The sequence below is a fragment of the Microlunatus flavus genome, from assembly GCF_900110855.1.
GTDB classification, from domain to species: domain Bacteria; phylum Actinomycetota; class Actinomycetes; order Propionibacteriales; family Propionibacteriaceae; genus Microlunatus; species Microlunatus flavus.
Genome location: NZ_FOFA01000008.1, coordinates 177255 through 194607, shown reverse-complemented (window position 1 = coordinate 194607; position 17353 = coordinate 177255). Strand labels below are relative to the sequence as shown.

The 17353-nt window shown below is 67.1% G+C and carries 17 protein-coding genes; 8 read left to right on the top strand and 9 right to left on the bottom strand.

Going from position 1 to position 17353, the window contains the following annotated elements; translation table 11 throughout:
• Positions 1-20 precede the first annotated feature (20 nt).
• A complete protein-coding gene (locus BMY04_RS22455) occupies positions 21-1454 on the bottom strand; it encodes an FG-GAP-like repeat-containing protein (RefSeq protein WP_170854200.1) in 1434 nt (477 codons plus the stop codon).
• Between the two features lie 256 nt (positions 1455-1710).
• On the opposite strand from BMY04_RS22455, the gene BMY04_RS17490 reads away from it, so the two are divergent.
• Entirely contained in the window at positions 1711-3498 is a 1788-nt protein-coding gene (locus BMY04_RS17490; RefSeq protein ID WP_091184107.1) for an ABC transporter substrate-binding protein, read from the top strand.
• Positions 3499-3974: 476 nt separating this feature from the next.
• On the opposite strand, the gene BMY04_RS17485 is transcribed toward BMY04_RS17490, so the two are convergent.
• The 5 genes from BMY04_RS17485 to BMY04_RS17465 all read right to left on the bottom strand — a co-directional run bounded on the left by BMY04_RS17485 (position 3975) and on the right by BMY04_RS17465 (position 8537).
• Entirely contained in the window at positions 3975-4970 is a 996-nt protein-coding gene (locus tag BMY04_RS17485) for a GlxA family transcriptional regulator (protein WP_091184103.1), read from the bottom strand.
• A gap of 278 nt (positions 4971-5248) precedes the next feature.
• Positions 5249-6073: an SCO6745 family protein gene (locus BMY04_RS17480; protein WP_091184384.1), complete on the bottom strand. Its 825-nt coding sequence runs from the start codon at positions 6071-6073 to the stop codon at positions 5249-5251.
• A gap of 211 nt (positions 6074-6284) precedes the next feature.
• A complete protein-coding gene (locus tag BMY04_RS17475) occupies positions 6285-7538 on the bottom strand; it encodes an RNA polymerase sigma factor (protein ID WP_091184100.1) in 1254 nt (417 codons plus the stop codon).
• On the bottom strand, positions 7535-7864 hold the full coding sequence (locus BMY04_RS17470) for a YciI family protein (RefSeq protein ID WP_091184097.1): 330 nt from the start codon (positions 7862-7864) through the stop codon (positions 7535-7537). Before BMY04_RS17470 ends, BMY04_RS17475 begins: the two co-directional genes overlap by 4 nt.
• A gap of 49 nt (positions 7865-7913) precedes the next feature.
• Positions 7914-8537 (bottom strand): dihydrofolate reductase family protein, encoded by a 624-nt coding sequence (locus BMY04_RS17465; protein ID WP_091184380.1) that lies wholly within the window; start codon positions 8535-8537, stop codon positions 7914-7916.
• A 408-nt stretch (positions 8538-8945) separates the two neighbouring features.
• Here BMY04_RS17465 and BMY04_RS17460 point away from each other — a divergent pair, with 408 nt between their 5' ends.
• On the top strand, positions 8946-9368 hold the full coding sequence (locus BMY04_RS17460) for a VOC family protein (protein WP_139209942.1): 423 nt from the start codon (positions 8946-8948) through the stop codon (positions 9366-9368).
• 157 nt (positions 9369-9525) lie between these two features.
• Here the strand turns inward: BMY04_RS17460 and BMY04_RS17455 are convergent, their stop codons facing one another.
• Both BMY04_RS17455 and BMY04_RS23405 read right to left on the bottom strand, forming a co-directional pair.
• Positions 9526-10305, bottom strand: coding sequence for a tyrosine-protein phosphatase (locus BMY04_RS17455; protein ID WP_139209940.1), 780 nt, complete (start codon positions 10303-10305; stop codon positions 9526-9528).
• Positions 10305-11369, bottom strand: coding sequence for a GNAT family N-acetyltransferase (locus BMY04_RS23405; protein WP_232506472.1), 1065 nt, complete (start codon positions 11367-11369; stop codon positions 10305-10307). The genes BMY04_RS17455 and BMY04_RS23405 overlap by 1 nt, the downstream gene beginning before the upstream one ends.
• 102 nt (positions 11370-11471) lie before the next feature.
• On the opposite strand from BMY04_RS23405, the gene BMY04_RS17445 reads away from it, so the two are divergent.
• From BMY04_RS17445 to BMY04_RS17430, 4 genes are all read left to right on the top strand, one after another.
• Positions 11472-12092 (top strand): TetR family transcriptional regulator, encoded by a 621-nt coding sequence (locus tag BMY04_RS17445; RefSeq protein ID WP_091184081.1) that lies wholly within the window; start codon positions 11472-11474, stop codon positions 12090-12092.
• Positions 12093-12182: 90 nt separating this feature from the next.
• On the top strand, positions 12183-12623 hold the full coding sequence (locus tag BMY04_RS17440; RefSeq protein ID WP_139209937.1) for a MarR family winged helix-turn-helix transcriptional regulator: 441 nt from the start codon (positions 12183-12185) through the stop codon (positions 12621-12623).
• A 129-nt stretch (positions 12624-12752) separates the two neighbouring features.
• Positions 12753-13232: a hypothetical protein gene (locus BMY04_RS22880; RefSeq protein ID WP_091184074.1), complete on the top strand. Its 480-nt coding sequence runs from the start codon at positions 12753-12755 to the stop codon at positions 13230-13232.
• The gene (locus BMY04_RS17430; RefSeq protein ID WP_198410237.1) at positions 13229-13717 is read left to right on the top strand and encodes an NUDIX hydrolase; all 489 of its coding nucleotides are present in this window, start codon (positions 13229-13231) and stop codon (positions 13715-13717) included. Before BMY04_RS22880 ends, BMY04_RS17430 begins: the two co-directional genes overlap by 4 nt.
• A gap of 155 nt (positions 13718-13872) precedes the next feature.
• Here the strand turns inward: BMY04_RS17430 and BMY04_RS17425 are convergent, their stop codons facing one another.
• Positions 13873-14397, bottom strand: a complete 525-nt coding sequence (locus BMY04_RS17425) for a CGNR zinc finger domain-containing protein (RefSeq protein WP_232506471.1) — start codon at positions 14395-14397, stop codon at positions 13873-13875.
• Positions 14398-14457: 60 nt separating this feature from the next.
• Here BMY04_RS17425 and BMY04_RS17420 point away from each other — a divergent pair, with 60 nt between their 5' ends.
• Positions 14458-14883 carry a GNAT family N-acetyltransferase gene (locus BMY04_RS17420; protein ID WP_091184062.1) on the top strand — a complete coding sequence of 142 codons (426 nt, stop codon included), beginning with the start codon at positions 14458-14460 and terminating at the stop codon, positions 14881-14883.
• Between the two features lie 996 nt (positions 14884-15879).
• The gene (locus BMY04_RS22450) at positions 15880-16209 is read left to right on the top strand and encodes a hypothetical protein (RefSeq protein ID WP_139209934.1); all 330 of its coding nucleotides are present in this window, start codon (positions 15880-15882) and stop codon (positions 16207-16209) included.
• The last annotated feature ends 1144 nt before the right edge of the window (positions 16210-17353 follow it).

Genomic DNA, 17353 nt, shown 5'->3' with positions numbered 1-17353 from the left:
GTGAGCTCGCGGTCGAGCGGTCAGCGAGCGCCGAAGGTCTCACCGAAGCGTGCGTGGTGAGGGTGGGGGTAACCGAGGCCCTTCAGGCTGAAGCCTTTCGAACCGCTGGTGGCGAACTTGTCGCCCGACCCAGGCACGACTGTGGCGGCGCCCGCGTTGCTGTTCTCGCCAGGCTGACCGACGACCAGGTCGAGGGCGCCGTCGCGGTTGTGGTCGACCAGGCTCACTGCGGCACCGAAGGCGTCGCCTTTCTCCGACTTTCCGGCGACCCCCTTGCTGTCCTGGTCGATGATGTAGTTGCCGGACGTCGCGTACCCACCTGGGGCGCCACGCACGATGGTGACGCGACCCTCGTCGCCGTCTTCTCGCGGAGCGCCGACCGCCATGTCGAGGTAGCCGTCGTGGTCGATGTCACCGAGCGCGAGCCCCGCGCCGAAGGCGTCGATCTCATCCTTTCCCGGCACACCCTTGCTGGCCTGGGTGATCTCCAGCGGTGCGGCGATCCTGGTCGGGTCGCTCACCGAGACCTGGAACAGCAGGACCCGCCCGGTGTCCTCCTCCGAGTACAACGGCGACCCGACGACGATGTCCGGTGATGTGGCCCCGGTGACTCCGCCGACGGTGAGTGCGGTCATGTTCGCGAGCTTGGCGTTCTGGTACGCCTGCTTGCAGCCTTCGGAACCCAAGGTGCGGCCTGGGCAGATGCTGACGGAACCCGGGTAGCCGTCGTCGACGAAGCGTGCCCCCTCGGATCCGACGACCAGGTCGGATCTGTCGTCCGCGTCCAGCGCGCCCGCTGCCAGCAGGGCCCCGAAGCCGACGTCGAACCCCGACGTGGCTCGTGACCCGTGCTCGCTCAGCGCCCCGGCCGTGGTGAGGCCGACTGGTCCGCCGCGGTAGACGTGCACGGCCCCGCTCGGTCCGTAGTCGCCGCCACGATCCTGGTAGTCCTCGCGTGGCGAGCCCATCGCGAGATCGGGATAGCCATCGCCGGTCAGATCGGCGGCGACCAGCGACGTACCCAGGGCGCCCGAGCCGTCGACGGTGAACCTGGTCGAGCGGGTCGCGGGGGAGAGGCCGTCCTTCGACCCGTACACCACCGTCACTGCTCCGGCACCCGCGTGGTCGTCAACCTCTTCACCGGGCGCCCCGACCGCGAGGTCGGCGTAGCCGTCGGCGTCGAAGTCGGCACTCGCCACCGCGGACCCGAACGCGTCGCCGCGTTCCGAGGCACCCGGAACCCCCCGCGTGGACTGAGTGATGATCTTCTCGCTCGACGAAAGCCCTTTCTTCGACGCGGGCAGCACGACGACTCCGCCGGCCTCCTTGACCGAGCCGACCTGCATGCTCGGCACTCCAACAGCCAGCTCGGGGTAGCCGTCGCCGTTGAAGTCGTACGGCAAGGCCGGCTTCACCGCGGCGGCGTGTGCCGGCACCGCCAACCCGGTCGCCACCAGACTCAGCGCGACCAGTGCACCCCAACGACCTCGTGCCACGACGACCTCCGGAACACCTTTATCAATAGATCCGTGTTCAGCGTGCCGTACGAGCTCCGCGGGCAGGCTGCGCTGGTTTCGGGCTGGCGGGATATCCGCCGATTGTGGCAGTGAACTTGGCGCCACAAGGAGTCGGTGACGCCTACGTTCGCCCCGTGCGATCTGCCTTCGCACTGCTTTTGTCGATAATGCGTGAGTTTTCAGGAGGACGTGGATGCGAGCCAAGACTCGTTTGCTGGTCGGTGCTGCGGCGGTCTCGCTCACGCTGATGGCCAGCGCATGCGGCGGTGGCACGAACACGCCGGCGTCTGTCCGTGGCAGCGGGGGAACGCCCATGAAGGGCGGCACGCTCAACATGCTGGGCGTCGGCGACGTCGACTACATGGACCCGCAAGCCGTCTACTACACGGCTGGGGCGATGATCTTGCGCCTTTGGAACCGGGGTCTCTACTCCTATCCCGCCGACCCGGCCAGGAACACGACTTCGCAACCAGACCTCGCCGACGGTGCGCCCTCGACCAGCACCGACGGCCTCACCGTCACGGTGAAGCTGAAGGGCGACGCGATGTGGAACACGAGCCCCGCGCGCGCTGTGACTGCCGGCGACGCCGTGATCGGCCTCAAGCGGACCTGCAACCCGGTCCAACCCTATGGAGGCCTACCGGACTACCAAGACCTGATCGTGGGCTTCAGAAACTTCTGCGACGGCTTCGCCAAGATCAAAGGTGACCCCGCCGCCATCAGGGACTACGTCCAGCGCAACAACATCGAAGGCGTGCAGGCTCTCGACGACAAGACCGTGGTCTACAAGCTGGTTCACCCAGCGTCCTACTTCCAGGACATGCTGACGATGAACTCCTTCAACCCAGCGCCCGTGGAGTATCTCGACGCGACGCCGGGCACCGACTTCGGCAACAACCTCAAGAACCTCGTCTCCGACGGGCCCTACTACGTCACCGAGTACACCGCGACCAAGACGATGTCGCTCTCACGCAACCCTGTCTGGTCCGAGGCGAGCGACCCGATCCGCAAGGCATACGTCGACTCGATCAAGGTCACCGAGACGGGCACGCAAGAAAGCATCCAGCAGCAGCTCCAGACCGGCACCGAAGCAGCCGACCTCGAGTTCGACACCTTCCCGCCGCCCACCGCAGTCCCCGGCCTCGTCGCACGCAAGGATCCGAACCTCAACATCGGCCAGGGCTCCTCCTCGAACCCCTACCTGATCTACAACATCCTGTCCCCGGGCAACGGCAGCGCGATGAAAGACGCAGCGTTCCGCAAGGCGATCTCGACCGGCATCAACCGGGCGAACCTCACCCAGGTCCTCGGCGGCAACCTCCTGAACACCACCCTCACGAAGGTGCTGCCGGCCAACGTCGTCGGCGGCGAGCAGAACTTCGACCTCTATCCCTACGATCGCGCCAAGGCCATGCAGATGCTCGCAGCGTCGGGCAAGGACGGCGCCACGGTCAAGATCCTGTACCGCAACGCGTCGCAGGGCTCGACCAAGGTGTTCCAGAGCGTGCAGCAACAGCTCGACGAACTCGGTCTCAAGGCCGAGGGCGTGCCGGCGCCCAACGCCGACTTCTTCACCAAGTACCTGAACGAGGAGTCCGTCGCGCGACGCGGGGTGTGGGACATCGCCGTCGGTGGCTGGAGCGCGGACTGGTACGGGAATGCAGCGGTCTCGTTCTTCGGCCCACTCTTCAGCGGCCAACCCTCCTTCCCGCCGATCGGCAGCAACTACGGCTTCTACGACAACCCCGACACCAACAAGCTGATCCACTCAGCCACGGTCGCCAAGACGCAAGACGAGGCCGCAGCGCTCTGGGCCCAGGCGGATCGGGCGGTCATGGCCGACGCGCCGTTCTACCCGATCACCAACGAGAACACGGCGAACTACAAGGCCACACAGGTCAACAACGCGGTCTTCCTACCGTCCCTGCAGGGGTTCGACCCGGCAAACGTCTGGCTGTCCGCTGGCAAGCAGGGCGGCTGAGCGCTGGCAAGGGTGCGCTGTCCGCTTACGGCCGTTCCATCGGGGCAGCGGTCCTGCGCCGATGGCGGCTGACCGGAGCTGTGGTGCCGAGAGGTACTGCTGGACGGAGCGGGCGGCCGCAGCTGTCGGTGTCGCAGGAGCAGCTGCACGCTCCTGCCTCCCGGCGCGAGTCGAGGCGTCTTGACCCGTCCTCGGCGGGGAGACCGCGCGACCTCGCGGCACTCTTCGGCTGGACGCGAAGCTGGCCCACCTGCGTGGGATCGTCGGCGCGGAGGCCACGCCCTTCGATGTCGGACGCCGGCCGTGCGCTCGTTTGCTTGCTCCGCGCTCGGACCAGACGTGACCACATCAATAACTTGTCTTGTGGCATCAGGGCCGCAGAACCCACCGCCGGCGGAGCTTTCCCAGCACGTCGTCAACCAAGCCGTTCAGCACCTGCCAACGCGCTCGACTCCCAGATCCGGCACCGCGGCAGTCTAGGAGACCAGCCTCGCGGCATCGTCGGCCACGAGTGTCGCGAAGCGTCGTCGGTAAGCCTTGGGAGCAAGTCCGACGACACGGCGGAGGTTCTCGCGCAGCACCACCGCGGAGTTGAAGCCGACCCGCGACGAGATCTGATCCACGCTCAGGTCGCTCTCCTCGAGCAGGCGCCTCGCCGCGAGGACGCGCTGCTGCGTCACCCACTTGTGCGGAGTCGTACCCGTCTCGGCGATGAACCGACGGGCGAACGTTCGCTCGCTCATGACCGCGCGCCGCGCCAGGGACACGGCAGTGTGCTCCTCCTCCAGGTGGGTGATGACCCAGGTCAACAAGGGAGCCAGGCTCTCCGAGCTCGCGCCAGGAATTGGCGCCTCGACGAACTGGAGCTGTCCCCCGTCTCGCTGAGGTGGCACGACCATGCGGCGGGCGATCGTGTTGGCGACCGCCGCTCCCCACTCCCGTCGCACCAGGTGGAGCGATGCGTCGATCGATCCTGCGGTGCCGGCGCTGGTCACGATCCGCTCATCCTCCACGAACAGCCCCTTGGCCCGAACGTCGGTCAGCGGGTAGCTCTCCTGGAGCTCGTCGGCATGCATCCAGTGGGTCGTGGACCGACGTCCGTCCAAGAGCCCGGCGGCCCCGAGCGCGAAAGCGCCGGCGCACATGCTGAGCAAGATGCTCCCGCTCTCGTACGCCGCAGCAAGCGTCGCGAGCACGTCCTGCGGATAGTCCGAGGCAGGACGAGGCGGAGTGCCGCAGACGATGACAAGGTCGGCATCGGGTACGCCGTCGAGGCTGTGATCCGCTGTCACGCTCGTCGTGCCTACGTCCTTCACGCGGAGTGGCACGCCAGGGGTCGGCGAGCACACGCGGAAGTCGACTGGCGGCACCCCATCAGCGGTGCGATCGATGCCGAAAACCTCCACGGCAACTCCGAGCTCGAACATCGAGACGGGCTCAAGCACGATGATGCTGACGCGGTCGAGGCTCACCGTACGACGATATGGCAGGAAAGTTCCGAGCGACGGTTTCCGGCCATTTTCCGGTTGCTCCGTGTCTGCCCACCACAGGCGATAGGGGCGCGCTCATCCGGCTGCAAGCGGCTGCCTGGAGGGATCTCGGATGGACCCGACCGCGACCACGTCGCCCCTAGTCTCCCCTCGACGCTGCCTCAGCGACTCGACGAGCCACGCACTGCGACTTCGTCAAGAAGCGAGCCCGCAGGCAGACCCACCTCTGCCAGGGCACGTGGAACGTGTCCTGCGTGGCGTCAGTTCAGGTCTTGAGCGGCGATCAGGAGCGTGGCGAGCGGCTGAAGAGTGGTCTCGAGCTCATCGAGCTCGTCCGCGTCAAGACTTTCGTAGGGCCTCGCCGCCAGATCGTCGGTGAGCGCTTCGACGCGACGTCTGACCGCACGACCGGCCTCGCTGAGCCAGCCATCTTCTCCGATGAGCCCCCGGCCGCGCAGCCCGTCGAGGACGGCGGCGATGTGGCGCGCTGGGAGGTGGTGAAGTCGCCCGAACTTCTCGGCCGGCAGGTTCATGTCCAGGGCGAGCAGCGCGTGGGCCTCCAGGCCGCCGACCCCCTCGAGCATCAAGGCCACGATGTGCCCGTCGCCGCGGTGTTCACGCAGCAAGGAAGCGGCGTGGAAGAGGCGATCCTCCGCCTCGACGGGAACCGGTAGCGCGCGCAGGGCGGCGTACATCGGTCGCCCCTCGACCGGGGCACTGGTCGCAGCCTTGGCCAACAGCAGCGCCGCGCGGCCGAAGGCGGGCGAGCTGACCTCGTCGCCCAGTATTCGCCGCAGCGCCTTGGCGCAGCCCGATCGACGAGCGGCAGTCGCTGCTTCGGGGGTCGTGGTCCGCCACACCTTCGGGATGTGGCGAGCGACTTCGCCCGGGGCGAAGTTGTAGAAGAGTGCGTGCACGACATCGGCGGTGGCGAGGCCCAGCGGTGCAGCCCGTCCGGCGACGTATGTGTCCCAGTAGTTGGTGAAACCAAGAGCGAACAGCGCGTCCGTAGGCTCCTGGGACGAGTAGGGGATCATGCCGATCGGCTCGACCAGTTCGAACATCCGCCGTGCCACTGAACTCACGTCCTGCTCCTCCTGCTCCAGGTACGGCGCCCCATCGTGACGCCGCAACACTTGGACGACTACGCCTGGCCGAACTCATCCGCAGCAGCGCCACGGCATCGAGGCGCGCGGGTAACAGGTCACCCGCGGCGTGGGTCCCTCCGACAGCGTCAGGCCTGGCCTTCGCCGCACGATCGATCTCGAGGGCGCCCGCGCTGCCGTTAGCCCAACGTCAGACGACCGACTCAAGCTGGTCCCTGCGCTGCTCCAGGAGGGCGATCTCAGCTGTGTTGCCAGCCACCTTGATGGCTGCTTCATATGCGTCACGTGCCTCTTCATCGCGTCCTAGTCGGCGGAGCAGATCCGCGCGAGTGGCGTGGAACGCGTGATATCCGGTCAAGGTGCCCTGCAGGCGATCTGCAGCCGCCAACGCAACCCTCGGCCCCTCGACCTCCGCAAGAGCGACGGTGCGATTGAGGGCGACCACCGGCGAGGCGTCGACGTTGACGAGCTGGTTGTATAGGGCAAGGATCTGCGACCAGTCGGTTTGACGGATATCGCGGGCGGATGTGTGGACGGCGTTGATCGCCGCCAGGATCTGATAGCGACCAGGAGTCGCCCCAGCCGCCGCGGCCTTCAAGCACAGTCGCACCAACTGGTGCCCCTCGGCCACCAGATCTTTGTCCCAGGCGCCGCGGTCCTGCTCACCGAGCGCGACGAGCACCCCCGCGCTCGAAACGCGGGCCGGGCGACGCGCCTCCGACAGCAACATCAGCGCGAGCAGTCCGGCCACCTCGTCATCACAGGGCAGAAGTGCACGCGTCAGGCGCGTGAGCCGGATCGCCTCTTCGCTCAGGTCGGGGCGAACTGCGTCGTTGTCGGCCGAGGTGGGCAGGTACCCCTCGTTGAACACGAGGAACAGCACGGCGAGCACGCCAGAGACCCGTGCGGGAAGGTCTCTCGCTACAGGCACGCGGTAAGGGATGCGAGCGGTTTTGATCTTGGTCTTGGCACGGGTGATCCGCTGCGCCATGGCAGCTTCGCTGACCAGGAAGGCTCGCGCGATCTCGGCCACGGTCAGCCCACTGACGAGGCGCAACGTCAGCGCCACGCGCGCGTCCATCGGTAGCGCCGGGTGGCAGCAGGTGAAGATCAGCCGGAGCCGGTCATCCCGTATGACGTCCCAACCCTGGGCGGGGTCGGTGTGGCCGCTGGTCATCTGAGCCGCCCTGTGCTTCTGCTCGCGGTTGCGTTCCCGCCGTATGTGGTCGATCGCCTTCCGAGTGGCTGTGGTGGCCAACCAGGCGCCGGGGTTGGGCGGCAGCCCGGTGGAGGGCCACCGCTCGACGGCGATCGCGAATGCTTCGGCGGCCGCCTCTTCAGCAACGTTCAGATCGCCGAAGCGTGCGGCCAGCGAGGCGACCAAGCGGCCCCACTCGCCTCGGTGGACGCGCGCGATCGCGTCTTGGGTGTCGGACGCGTTCACTCGAGAACGAAGGGCCGGATCTCGACCCTCCGAGCGCAGGCTCTCGACCCGGCGGCGGCCAGCCTGAGAGCGACGTCGAAGCCTGCGGCCTCCACCACCCAGAACCCAGCGAGGTACTCCTTCGACTCCACGAAAGGCCCATCGGTGACCAACATTTCGCCATGGCGGTCGTCGACGACCGTGGCCACCTCAGGAAGCGCGAGGCCGCCGGCGAAGACCCAGTAACCGTCGGCCTGCAACTGCTCATTGAACACGTCGACGGACTTCCGGGTGTCCTCCTTTCCGACGCTATTCTGGTCGTCGATCACAGAGAGTAGGAATTCCACGGAACCAGCTCCTCAGTCGTCCGTGCGGCGGGTTGAAGTAGTTTGAAACTCAGCTGGGGTCGAAGTAGCGGGGGCGGCCACCGAAACGGAAGACTTGGATGGTGACACCTTCAGAATCGACGTGCGACTCGATCAGATCGAGCGCACGGTCCGGCCCTGCTTCCGGGAACACGCGATTGCCCTGGCCCAGAACGACAGGCACCGTGATCAACGTCATCTCGTCAACCAGGTCTGCCTGCAGCAACCACTGAACCAACACGCCGCTGCCGTGTACCTGCAGCTCACCGGTCGACCGATCCTTCAGAAGGCGCACCGCATCGGCGAGATGGCCGGACAAGACAGTGGTGCCGTGCCAAGCCGGATCTACGAGCGTGGTCGACGCGACATACTTGGGCCGATCCTGCAGCGCCTGCCGAACGGGCTCCCAACCCGGCACATCCTCGGGCGTCATGGCACCCCACGAGTTGGCGAACATCTCGTAGGTCCGCCGTCCGAACAGGAAGGCGTCAGCGCGTTGGTAGGTCGCCTTGATGAACTCATTCGTCTCGCTCGCTCCTACTCCTCGCGCCCATCCACCGCGCTCAAAACCCGCTGTCCGGTCATGCTCGGTCGTTCCGCCGTTCCCCTGCATCACCCCGTCGACGGTGACTTGGGTCGTGGTCGTCAACTTCACAGTCATGCCCCTCGGCTCGGTGCCGTCTCCTCGACGACTCACCTCATCTACGAACGGCAAGGACTCGATCCGACACTTGCGCCAGATTCGTCGGAGCCTCCCCTGCTCCTCTCGGCGCCGCGGGTCATCTGACCTTTCGTTTGACGAGCTCCGCGCACCTTGGTGACGAGGACGGCCCCGGCCATCACAACGATCGTGGTGCCTGCGGTTCCTGCTGGCGCCGCGGTCCTGAGCCTTGCCGAGCAGCGCCGCCGTGGCTCCAGAGCCGGTCGGGTGGCCTACCAGCTTGATCGCGTATTCGCACGAGGGTCGAGATGTAGCGAGCGATGCGAGGTGGTGACAGTCGCGGAAGGGTCTGACGAGGGGCGGAATCACTCTGGCGCTCCTGGGAGCGAGGCAAGATGCACTATGAGTATTCCTCCCGTTCTTCGGTCGGTCGACGCAGTCACGGTGCCGGTACCCAACCTCGACCGGGGTCTTGAGTTCTACGCTGACCAACTCGGTCACCAGCTGCTGTGGCGCAACGACGACCTTGGTCAAGCAGGTTTACGGCTGCCGGACAGCGAGACCGAGCTCGTCCTTACAACCAGCCAGAAATACGCGCCCAATTGGCTGGTCTCCTCTGTCGACGAGGCGATCGTCGCCGTTCAGGCGGCGGGTGGCGCAGTCCTTCACCCGCCAACGGACATCGCGGTGGGCCGGCTCGCCGTGGTGAGCGACCCCTTCGACAACGCTCTGGTGCTGCTCGACCTTTCCAAGGGCCGCTATCAGACCGACGAGAAGGGCAGCGTCATTGGCGTAGATGCTGCCGAACCAGGCCGGGGAGATTGACAGAGCTCATGCATCGCAACCGAATCTCTTGCCCTCTTCTCGACGTACTGGCGAATCAGGCGACGGACCAAAGCGTCTGGATCGGCTGAGCTCGCCGAGGAACGCACTCGTAGAGCGAGTGCCGGCACTTGTGCAACTCCGGGCGCAGCCGAGTCCTTCACCCCGCCTCCCCCAGCAGCTGATGCCGGAGGAGGGCAGGGACGTTGGGCGTCAGGCCGTTCTGATGGAGCAGCTCGGCAACAGTCCCGTGTGCGGCCTCCACCCACTCGAGCAGTGCGCGCATCACCCACGGATCTGCGGTCATCAGGGCCGCAGGCACGAAGGACCAGCTCGTCTGCGTGTCGTCCTCGAGGCCCGCGGCGACGGAGCCCTCCCAGCGGGCAGTGGCCTGCTCGCTCAGCGCGTAGTCCTCGGCCACGTCCGCGATGCTGACACCGAGGAGCCGGAGCAAGAACGCCGCCACGATTCCCGTTCGATCCTTGCCTGCGGCGCAGTGGAAGACGGCTGGCAATGCCCGCGGGTCGGCCAGCTCGGCCACGACGTCGGCCAAGATCCGGGCTCCGGCGAGAACGGTCTCTTGATAGTGCTCGACCGCGAGCGCGGGGTCAGCCGCGCGCGAGGGCGAGATGCTCGTCCAGTCCGGGACCGCGGTACGCAAGGGGCGATGGAGCCAGCGGCCAGCCCAGTGCGCGGAGGGCGCCCACCGCTGCCTGTTCACCTCGTCGGCGGTGCGGAGGTCGATGACAGTGACGATCCGTAGCCGTTCGTATGCGGTTCTTCCCGCCGGGGTGAGGCGGTGGAGAGCGTCGGCTCGGTACAGACGCCCGTGGACTACCTCCCGGCCGTCCTCGGTCCGGTGACCACCAAGGTCGCGGAAGTTGAAGCACCCGTCGAGGTCGAGGAAGGGCGTGACGTCACCCACAGGTGCCGGGTCCATCAGCCCCACCTCGGCAGGCCCGCCGCGGCACCGCGGACCGACAGGTCGTCGCGCTCGTCGTCCCAGGCGGCGGCGCTGATCCGCCAACCCGCTCCCGTACGGACGAGCTGAAGGCTCTTCATCCCCGCCCCGTCCACCCGCGCGCCTGCCTGGATCCCCACCTTTGTGTAGCTGCCGAACCAGTGCGCGACATCGCCGAAGATCTCGAGGCGACCTTGAACCGGCCACTCCTGGAAGTCGACGAGGCTGCCGTCGCTCAGCAGCCGTTCCCGTGGTGCCAGGAACTGGTCAACTCCGAGCACGGCGGGCTCCTCGCCGCAGGTCCTCACCACGACGGCCTGCGGGAGGAAGCGCTCGTGCAACTGCGCGATCCGCCCGTGCGCCCCGTCACCCGAGGTGAAGGCACGGAAGAAGGTGCCGACAAGTTCTACGATCTCGGCCCGGTCCGCCGTGCTCGAGGGGGAAGTCGTGGCCGGAGCCTCCCCGGCCCGCCACTCCTCCTCGAGCAGGCCGAAGAGGAGCTGATCGGCCCACCGGCCCTTGAAGAACGCGCTCTCGCGCAAGTGGGCCTCCTGCAGGAAGCCGAGCCGGTAGAGCAGCCGCGCCGACGCCGTGTTCTCCGCGACGCAGACGGCGGTGATCCGGTGCAGGTCGAGGTCCTGGAACCCGACCCTGAGGACCGCCTGCGCCGCCTCGGCTGCGAGCCCTTGACCCTGGTGCTCGCGGGCCAGAGCGAAGCCCAACTCGCCCTGACGGTTGCCCTCGTCGGCCCACCGCAGCAGAACCTCTCCGATCACGGACCCTGTCTCACGCAGCTCGATGGCAAGCATCAACCACTCGCCCGGTCGTGCCTCGGTCCCACGAGCGATCTTCACCTGCAAGGCGGCGCGTGTCTGTTCGAGGTCCCGCACCGGCCAAGGGATGTAGCGCACGACCTCCGGGTCGGAGTGGAACCGCAGCAGGTCGTCGAGGTCGTCCTCCCGGTGCGGACGCAGATCGAGGCGTGCCGTCCTTACGGGGAACTTGACGGAGATCGCACCTCGAACCGGCGGTTCCTCGGGCATCCGCGCTCCTCACCACGTTCGTCTAATAGGGTTAGACGAACGTAGCACCAGCAGAGGAGGAAGGTGGCAGGACAAGCGCGCACCGGCTCCTCGCATGCGTCTGTGGGCATCTCCGTCGCCGACGTCGTGGCGCAGGCGCTGGAGGTCGTCGCCGAGCGCGGAGTGGCTGGTCTGACGATGGCTGCTGTGGCCGAGCGGCTCGGAGTACGCACCCCGACGCTCTACCATCACGTACGCGACAAGGCCGCCTTGCTGCGACTCCTTGCCCGCGACGCGTTCACGTCGTTCGCGGCCGATCAGGCCGCCTACGAGGACGTGACCTCGGTCGAGGCCTGGATCGAGCTCACGCGCTCAGGAAGCCTGCGGCTTCGCGACTTCTACGCAGCACACCCCGGGCTGGCTGGTCTGGTCCAGGCGACCGCGGGCCAGGACCGCTATCAGGACGACCTGTCGCGCGGGCGGCTGGCTCGTTCGCAGATCGAGGCCCTGGCCCGGCTGGGGGTGTCGGCCGGCGAGGCTAAGGAGGTCTTCGAGGCATGCGCGCGGTGGACCCTGGCCGCGGTAGCGGCCCGCACGGCACCCGGCGACCCGGCCCCGGACGAGGAGCGCCTGTTCCTCCGCGGCCTCGACTGGCTGCTGTCGGGGCTCAGGGCCGACCTCGCTCGTGTCGTGGGTCGTTCCGCTGACGGGTCCTCGCGCGCGCAGCCGAACACCGAGGGGTAGCGGGCGCGGCTCGCAGGGCGGCATCTTGAGTCGCACAGCGACCGGGCCGGCGACAGGACGCGGATCGGTAGGGTGCGGGAGGTGGCGCCCGTGAGAACAGCCGATCCGCCGCTCGCCGACCACACCGTCTACCTCTTGTCGCAGCTCGGCCGACACGGGCGACGACGGCTCACGGCGCGGCTCGCGGACCAGGGCCTCACGATGCTCGATATGGCTGCGCTGGCGGTGCTCGAGCAGTCGGGCCCGCTTCCGCACACCGAGCTGGCGCGTCGCCTCGGACTGGACCCCAGCGACGTCACGGCGCAGGTGGAGGAGATGCTCGAGCGGCGCCGCGTCACCCGGTCGGTTGACCCGCAGGACCGGCGACGTCGCTTGGTGCAGATGTCGCCGCTTGGCAAGGACGCGTTGGAGCGGGCACGGCAGATCACGCAAGGAGTCGACGACGAGCTTCTGGCCATGCTGCCGGAGGAGACCCGCCTGCAGCTCCATGCGACCCTCCGCGCCCTTCTGGTCCATGCGCGCACCCTCTGAGCGGGTCCCAGCTCTCCATCCATCATTTAGCCCAGCGTCCTTCTCGGCCTTCGCGTTCGCCAGAGGGAAGGGTGCGGCACGAGACCAGTGGTAGCGTCTCTCGATAGTTGGTATGTACCAAGGAGTCTGATGCCTACGTCGACCGCCGATCGCCTCGCCTTCCTGCTGGGATCCTTCACCGGGGTCGAACGCATGCATCCGAGCGTCTGGGCGAGCGGTGGAACTGCTGCGAGCACGGTCAAGGCGGTGCCGGAGGTGGGAGGGGAACTCGTCGTCCAGCGCTACACCCAGTGGCGCGACGCAGCAGTGTCCTTCGAGCTGGTCGTCGTGTGGATGGTCGATCCGGCGACGGACGAGGTGCTCTACTACGGCTTCGACACCGCCGGCTTCCCCGCCGATCCCCCCGCCCGCGGCACCTGGCAGCCGTCCGGTCTCGTCCTGGAGCGCACGACGACCCGGGGGAGCAGCAGACTCACCGTCCGACCCACGTCCACCGGATGGACCTGGTCCCGCGACTTCCGCCGGCCGGACGGCCAGACCTGGGAATCCGTGCTGGATGCGACCTTCGTCGCGATCCCTGCCGAGCCCGCGCCGGGCTCGGGCGGGTGAGCGGTCGCGAGGACCACGTCAAGTACGGCAGCACGCCTATCCATCTGGGTCGCGCGCCGGACCCCCTGGCCGTCGCGGACTCCGTGGTCCTGGATGTGGTGGCGGCGGCGATCCTGGTGGACCGGCGGCTGCTGACGGTCAGCAAGGCCGTCGCAGCCCACGTCTTCTACCTGCCGGGCGGCAAGCCTGAGGCTGGCGAGTCCCATCAGCAGACCCTGGCTCGTGAGCTGGACGAAGAGCTTTCCGCAGCGCCTGTCGACGCGCAGCCCTACCTCGTGCTCAGCGCGCCTGCAGCCCTGGAGGCAATACCGATGCGCCTCACGGTCTACCGCTGCGATCTCACCAGCCCGCCCCGACTGGGCGCCGAGCTGGCCGACCTGCGTTGGATCAGTGCCGTGGGGCTCCGGGCTCCTGACGTCCTGGCTCCAGCTCTGCGCGACCTCCTTGTGCCCCGCCTGGTGCAGGACGGGTTGCTCGCGGACTAGTCGCATCGCTCGGGACACCAGCCAGGTAGCTGTGCCCGATGGTGCATCGCGCGTCGAGCGTGCGCGTCACTGCTCGGCGGGCTGCCGCCCGTCACCACTCCGTCGACCGTCGAGGTTGGCTGCCGCGCGATGGCCCGCCACCTGATGCGTACGGTCTACGGCTCGGACGCCGCTCGTCGACGATGCAGCGCGGCGTTCACGCGGTTCGCGCAGACCCTGCTGCAGTAGCGTCGGATCAGGTTGCGGGACTGGTCCAGGAAGAGGTCGTCGCAGCGCTCGGCGCCGCAGGCCCGGATCGTGCCCCAGCGCCCCTCGTCGACAAGGACAGCGAGACCAGTCGCGGCCTTGACCAGGTCCAGCGCAGCCGCACTCGCGCCCCTCGGGTGCAGGTGGAGGCGCCACCGCCCGTCCTGGTCAGGCGCGAGCTCGGGTCGCGCCTGCTGGGCCACCAGCAAGCGGTTGATCAGCTCCGCCGCACGGCCAGGGGTCGGCGCGGCGAGGATCTCGCGGACCTGCGCTGCGGCGAGAGCGAGCTCCTCGGCCCCCTCGGTGCGGACGACGACGCCATTGATCGGCAGGCCGGGCTGCGCGACGTCGCCCCGTCGGCAGGCGCTGCCGGCGTTGGCGAGCGCCACAGCAAGCAGCAGCCCCTCGTCGCTGTACTCGGACAACACACCCACGTGGGTGATGCTAGCGTCAGCGCCGAAGACCCTAATGGTGCTGACGAGGTGGCAACGCAGATGGAGATCGTCGACCTGCCGGCGGGAGACGCCCGATGGGGCTCGGCACTACCGGTGCTGCAGGAGCTCCGGCCGCACCTGACGGCCGCGAGCCTGCAGCAGGTGCTGCGCGACGGCGCACCGCAAGGCCTTCGGTTCACCGCAGTCTTCGACGCCGACCGGTGCCTCGGAGTCGCCGGATGGCGAGTCGTCGTCAACACGAGCGCCCTGCGCAAGCTCTACGTCGACGACCTGTGCACCACGACAGCCGCCCGGTCGAACGGCGTGGGTGCGGTCCTCCTCGGTGAGCTGCGGGCGCGCGCGCTCAGCGAGGGCTGCCACGTCCTCGACCTCGACTCGGGCGTGCAGCGGCACGCCGCCCATCGCTTCTACCTGCGTGAGCGGCTGGACATCACGTCCTTCCACTTCGCTCAGCGCCTGGGCTGAGCGGCACCGGAGCGCCGCGACGATCAACCCGCCTGCTGTGGCGGATCTACGAGCTCGACCCGAGCTGGGTGCCACCGAGAAGTCGTTGGATCGGCCTAAGCACCAGCAAGCGTTGCGGGCGCGGCTGGAGGCGGTGGTGAACTTGACGGTCGGGCCGTGGTGGCTTCGGTCCTTGCCCACCGGTTGAGCGGCGCGTTCGCCCTGATGAACTCGTCGAGCATGTCGCGGGCGTCCTGCAACCGTCGACCGCTTAGCTGCCGCACGACCGGGCGTTGGTGCATTAGTAGGAGGGTTCGCGGACCAACGGCCCGCGGCGTCCTCTTAAGGGTCGCTCGAAGCGGTGTCGTTACTATTTGTCGAACCCGTAGGGCTCGATGAGGGCGGCAGGTGCTGCTGTCATCGTCATCAGAGACTGCCGATACTTGGTAGGTAATCTCAGCCTGACTTGTTGAGTGCTTACCTAGTCTAGGCTTTGCAGCACGCAATAATATCTTCAGATGGTAAAAGAGCAGAAGGGTTCACGATGAATCAACGGGTTGTAGCGCTTGGTTCCTTAATCATAGGTTTAGTCAGCGGGGCTGGTACTCTACTTGCGGTCGCGAGGGACTATCCCAAAATCACAGCGATACTTCTTGCAGCCCTTGCGGTCGCCGGGCTCGCCGTAGGTGTCGCCCTTCTCCGTGGGAAGGGAGGCGCCGAGCCGGATGCGGCCGAGCCGGCTCGGCCAGCGACGTGGACGTTTGGTTCCGACGCCCAGGGCAACGCTATAGGCGAGATAGACACGACGGCTGACCATGCCTTCGAAGACGGCGCAGTGGACAACACTATTGGCAGACTCAGGCACAAGCCGCGCGAGCGACGGTCCGACCAGTGAGCGACCCAGAGTGGACTTGCCCTCGCTGCGGCGCGCCGAGCGACACGTCTACTGAGGACGCCGACGGTCGTGCCTACCTGGGGGGGAATTGTCGGTGTCGGCAGGAACTCCGACGCGAGTACGTGAACCAACAGTACGGCGGGGCTCCTGCTGCGATCGTTCTTCAGGACTGCTACATGGGAACAGTAGAACTGACTGTGGAGGACGGCGCGATGCCCGCTGATTCCATCGGGCTCCTCAATATCGACAGTAGCGGTACGGAGCTGGTGGGCGAAACAGCGTTATACGGCATCAACTACGGCGTTTACTCCACCAACCCGATGAGCGTCAATAAGATCATTCATCGCCCTCCGCCTCTCCCGCTCGTGCCAGCTCCTAAGCCGATGGCTGAAGGCAATCGCGTCGCACGTCGAGGTAACAAGCAGAAACGCAAGCGAGGCAAGAAGAGGTGACTTCTCCGCGGCAGCGCTGAGTTTGGAAGGCAGTACAGGGCTCTGCCTAGGGCGCGCTGCCTGCCGGCCGTTAGCCAAAGTGACATCGCTCTATTGCTGATCGGGCTGACAGACTGGTTCTAACTCTCGATCTGCGCCCTTCGAGACGGGCCTCTACTGCGACTTGGTCGTGGGTATTGAATCTCGGATCTGGTCCCGCTTCAAGAGCCGCGCTTGAGGGTGACGCCTGCTTCAGGGTCGCGTTTACTTTCGGGGCGGCATTGAGGCTCAGCAAGGCGACGATGCATACGGGCACGCTCCCTCGATCTTGGGCGACGTGAAGAAGCTGCGGGCAACGGGGCTCGATGCCTATGGCCCCGAAGCCTGCGCCGCCGGGCTTAATCGGCGATGGGAGTCGGTCGTCCAGCGCGAGCCAAGGCTTCACGCGGGGGAGCTCTTGGAGCGGAGAAGTCCCATTGAGTCGCCGAGATGGAGTGCTTGCGCGCTCGAGTTAGTGGGCCATGAGCCTACCGAGTTGGCGTCAATGTGGCCCGTTCGCCGATCACGGCTTGTGAGTTGCTCTCGACAGTCATGCCAAGAGACTCTCCGCCGGTCGAAGCTGAGCACCTTGAGGCGAACTGCGGGGGACTGTGGCCGGCTGGTCACGATGGACCAGGCGGAACTCAACTCAAGGGTGGGAGCGTGCGGTACGAGTGCCTCGATTGCTCGGAGCCGTTGTTGAAGATCTTCCCGGGTCACCCGAAGGGGTTCTGGATGATCAAGACATCCCGTCCCGCACAGGCGTGGCCTCAGGTGCGGCTCGGTGCCGGCAGGGCAGACCGGCGCACCTGGTGGTCTGAGCAACTCACTGCGGCCGTAACAGCGCGATGCCGGTATCCAGCCGTCCAGCGGCCCAGACGACACTCAGCGGAAGTTTGCTGGTCATGGGCCGGTAAGCGGCAGGAGATGTGACGTGCGGCTGCAACGCATCCGGGGGTCGCTAGCGCAGCAGCGGCATTGGCCTGAGTCGTGGGATGACGGCCGCGAGGCTCGTCGGCCCGGCGTGCCACTTGGTCTTCTACGGGCTCAATTCCGGTTCCCGCGGACCGAGTTGGGTTATGCCCCTCGCCGTTAACGGCGTTGTGGTGGCGACGTTGCCCTTGAT